Origin of the sequence: Streptomyces sp. RKAG290, assembly GCF_023701695.1 — a bacterium.
In the GTDB taxonomy this organism is placed as follows: Bacteria; Actinomycetota; Actinomycetes; order Streptomycetales; family Streptomycetaceae; genus Streptomyces.
Genome location: NZ_JAJOZC010000008.1, coordinates 1 through 3,190, shown reverse-complemented (window position 1 = coordinate 3,190; position 3,190 = coordinate 1). Strand labels below are relative to the sequence as shown.

Annotated in this window: 7 protein-coding genes and 2 pseudogenes; 3 read left to right on the top strand and 6 right to left on the bottom strand. The window is 70.2% G+C overall.

Going from position 1 to position 3,190, the window contains the following annotated elements; translation table 11 throughout:
• Positions 1–372: 372 nt before the first annotated feature.
• From LNW71_RS35225 to LNW71_RS37170, 3 genes and pseudogenes are all read left to right on the top strand, one after another.
• Positions 373–582: a hypothetical protein gene (locus tag LNW71_RS35225; protein ID WP_250972295.1), complete on the top strand. Its 210-nt coding sequence runs from the start codon at positions 373–375 to the stop codon at positions 580–582.
• Positions 583–607: 25 nt separating this feature from the next.
• Positions 608–700 (top strand): annotated as a pseudogene (locus tag LNW71_RS37175) (hypothetical protein); the annotation flags it as partial.
• 91 nt (positions 701–791) lie between these two features.
• Positions 792–926: pseudogene (locus tag LNW71_RS37170) on the top strand (carbon-nitrogen hydrolase family protein); the annotation flags it as partial.
• A gap of 293 nt (positions 927–1,219) precedes the next feature.
• On the opposite strand, the gene LNW71_RS35215 reads toward LNW71_RS37170, so the two are convergent.
• The 6 genes from LNW71_RS35215 to LNW71_RS35195 form a co-directional block, all read right to left on the bottom strand.
• The gene (locus LNW71_RS35215) at positions 1,220–1,453 is read right to left on the bottom strand and encodes a DUF5134 domain-containing protein (protein ID WP_250972294.1); all 234 of its coding nucleotides are present in this window, start codon (positions 1,451–1,453) and stop codon (positions 1,220–1,222) included.
• On the bottom strand, positions 1,450–1,662 hold the full coding sequence (locus LNW71_RS35210) for a DUF5134 domain-containing protein (protein ID WP_285803294.1): 213 nt from the start codon (positions 1,660–1,662) through the stop codon (positions 1,450–1,452). The genes LNW71_RS35215 and LNW71_RS35210 overlap by 4 nt, the downstream gene beginning before the upstream one ends.
• Positions 1,663–1,874: 212 nt before the next feature.
• Positions 1,875–2,033 carry a hypothetical protein gene (locus LNW71_RS35205; RefSeq protein WP_250972293.1) on the bottom strand — a complete coding sequence of 53 codons (159 nt, stop codon included), beginning with the start codon at positions 2,031–2,033 and terminating at the stop codon, positions 1,875–1,877.
• Between the two features lie 256 nt (positions 2,034–2,289).
• Positions 2,290–2,430, bottom strand: a complete 141-nt coding sequence (locus LNW71_RS35200) for a hypothetical protein (RefSeq protein WP_250972292.1) — start codon at positions 2,428–2,430, stop codon at positions 2,290–2,292.
• The gene (locus LNW71_RS37165; protein ID WP_374119557.1) at positions 2,385–2,747 is read right to left on the bottom strand and encodes a hypothetical protein; all 363 of its coding nucleotides are present in this window, start codon (positions 2,745–2,747) and stop codon (positions 2,385–2,387) included. Before LNW71_RS37165 ends, LNW71_RS35200 begins: the two co-directional genes overlap by 46 nt.
• A 241-nt stretch (positions 2,748–2,988) precedes the next feature.
• Positions 2,989–3,190, bottom strand: a 202-nt coding sequence (locus LNW71_RS35195) for a PepSY-associated TM helix domain-containing protein (RefSeq protein ID WP_250972291.1), incomplete at its 5' end; no start/stop codon positions are given.

Sequence of the window (3,190 nt, the reverse complement as noted above, 5' to 3'; positions counted from 1 at the left end):
TGCTCGGCGGCCTGATGATGCTGGCCGCCTTCGCTCGCAGCGCCCACGACATGTACGACCCGGCCTACGGCAGCACGTCCTTCCACGGCATCGGCGGGGTCTTCCTCCTCGGCGCCGGCTCATCGTCACCGGAGTCCTGGCCCTGGCCGTCGTCCGTACCCGCTTCCACCGCTTCTTCCGCGACGCCGCACCACGGTGGCCGAACTGACCATCACCGAGGACTGAATCACCCATGCGCACACTCGCCCTCGCCGCCCTGCAGACCGTCCCCGTGCCCCACGACCTCGAAGCGAGCTGGCAGCGCTTCGCGACCAGGTCCGAACCACCCACGATCTGTTCCCTCATGTACAACTCGTCGTCTCCCCAGAGCTGTTGCTCGCTGCGGAAGGTTCCCTGCTGCAGCCGGCCGCCGGCGACTGGATGGAACAGGCCGCGGTCACGATCCCGGGCCCGCTCACCGACCGGATCTGCGCCCTGGCCGTGGAGACCGGCCTGTGGCTGATCCCGGAAGCCTCTACGAACGAGCCGAGGACGGGCGCATCTACAACACCGCCCTGGCCGTCTCACCGGACGGCGAGATAGCCGCCCGCTACCGCAAGGTCTTCCCCTGGCAACCGTACGAGAAGACAACCCCGGCCACGAGTTCACCGTCTTCGACATCCCCAGGGTCGGCCGGGTGGGCCTGGCCATCTGCTACGACGGCTCCTTCCCCGAAACCGTGCGCCAACTTGCCTGGCTGGGCGCGGAGATCGTCATCCAGCCCACCCTCACACCCACACGCGACCGGGGAGATGGAAATGGTCTGCGCCCGCGCCAACGCCTGGACCAACCAGGTGTACGTCGTCAACGTCAACGCCGGCGACCCCGCCGGGGTCGGACAGAGCACCGTCGTCGACCCGGAAGGCATCGTGCGCCAGCAGGCGGGACCCGGCGAGGAGATCCTCGTCGACGTACTCGACCTCGACACCGTCGCCCGAGTGCGCCGCTACGGCGCCGGAATCAACCGTCCATGGAGCCAGCTCGCCCGCTACGGGAAGTCGGTGAAGCTCCCGATGTACGGCGGCGAAGCAATCCACACGCCGGACTGGCGAAGGCGACACCCTGTAACGACTCCCCCGTGGAAGCCATCGCCGATGCCGGCATCTGCGGCCGCCGCACCCATCTGGCATCACCGCGGCCCTCAAGGCCCTCCGCCGGGCTCCCCGGCATCAGATCGGCGTCATAGGAGCAGGACGAACATCACCGCCATGCCTATGGCCATGGCTGCGTGGCATGCGGGTCCGGCCGCCTCGCTGCCGGTGAGTGCGGCCGCGAGTGGGGCCGGGCGGCGCACCGTCGGAGTGGTGATGCGCCCCCTGTCGAACGCCTGGGACAGCCAGAGCAGTCCCAGCCCGACCAGGGCGACGGCCAGCAGGCCGGCCGTCCACTGATCGCCCGCCCTGGACAGGGTCATGGCGCCGGCAGCGCCCGGCCGGACATGTCCATTCCCGGCATGTCAGCGGCGCTGCCATGAGCGCCGGACGCCATTGCGGACCCGTCCATCACTGCCACCATCCAGGCCATGGCCGCCATCATGACGATGTGCGGCAGGGCGGCCACGAGTCCGGCCGTACGTGAGTCCGTTTCCGAGGAGCGCGCCAGTGCGGCGATCGCGAACCACAGGGCCCCTGCCGTGAACGACGATCTGCGGGTCGGCGGGGAGGCCCATGCCCCAGGGCCAGGCCATCGCGACCATCAGCCCGCCCATGGCGGCGTGAGGACGTGACCCACGCGGTTCGCGATCGTTCGGCCCGGCGTTGCCGCCAGCAGGAGCGCGTAGAGGGCGGGGAGGGCGAAGAGCGCGGTGAGGATCCATCGCAGACCGGTTGCGGTGATCACGCGGCCACCTCCGCCCGCTCGGTGTGGCGTCGGCGTGCCGCGCCGACGATCCGGTCGACGACGAGGAAGCACAGGAGTGGCAGACCGAACAGCGGTACGTAGTAACCGATCACGGCGATCACGAGCACCGCGGGCGCGAGGAAGCTGCCCGGCAACCTCCGCCACGCCCCCGTACGGGTGCACGGCCCGGCGTGAGTCCTGCGCTGCGGGTCGGCCTGCGCAGCCACCACATGCGGTAGCCCCAGAAGATCATGCCGATGAGGGCGAGGGCGAGGAGCGCGAGCAGATCTGGTTGGCCAGGCCGAACAGGAGACCATGTGGGCATCGATGCCCCAGCTGGTCATTTGGCCAGGAAGGGGTGATCGGCCCAGTTCACCCGGTCCGTGATCTTGCCGGTGGCGGGGTCGACGGCTACCGCGTCATGACGCTCGGGCCAGGTGCGCGTGTCTCCTTCACCATGTACGTGTTTCCGGCCTCGGCCGGTGGTGTCACGTTGAGCGCGCCGCTCAGTCCGGCCGCCCGTGCCGAGGCCACCACCGCGTCGATACCCACGTCACCGACGTCCTCCGCCGGCACGGATCCGCTGCCGGAATCCGGCCCGGCGGTGTGCCCGGGCAGGGCCGTGGACAGGGCCGGGGTGGACCGGCCAGCGCCGACTGCACCCTGCCGATGCTCTCTCCGGCGTGCACGGACCAGGTCATGCCGGTGACGGACAGGCCCAGCAGGCCGACCGAGGCCAGATGCCGGCCGTAGCGTGCCAGGACATCGTGCGCCGGCGCCCCTTCGCCCCGCCCCAAGGTACGAGCACGCGCCGCAGCCGCTGACCGTGAGCGCGGCGCCGTCAGCCAGAGGGCGAAGCCGCCGAGCACCTCCACCCACAGCCAACTGGCGGCGATCTCGCTGTAGTTTGCGGCCGAACTCACCGAGGTGGAGATGGCGGTGCAGGGCGTCCACCCAGGATCGCACCGGCAGCCACCAGCCGGCGAAAGTCCGCTCCTGCCCGAGCACTTCGGCGCTGTAGGGTCCACGAATGCGGTCTGGGTGAAATCTTCGGGCAGGCCCGGCTTGTCGAAGACGACGCGGGTGCTGTCCGTGCGCCCCGGACGGGGGTCACCGACACCAGGGTGCCCTCGGGAACGGCAGCGCGTGCGGCGGCGACTTGGGCGGACAGCGCCTCGGGCTCACCATGAGGGTGACTGTCAGCTCCTGGCGGTACACCACCGCCTCGATCTGCGGCGTCGCCGTGTACAGCAGGCCGGTCACTGCCGCGACGAGCAGGAAGGGGCCGATGAGGATGCCTGCGTAGAAGTGC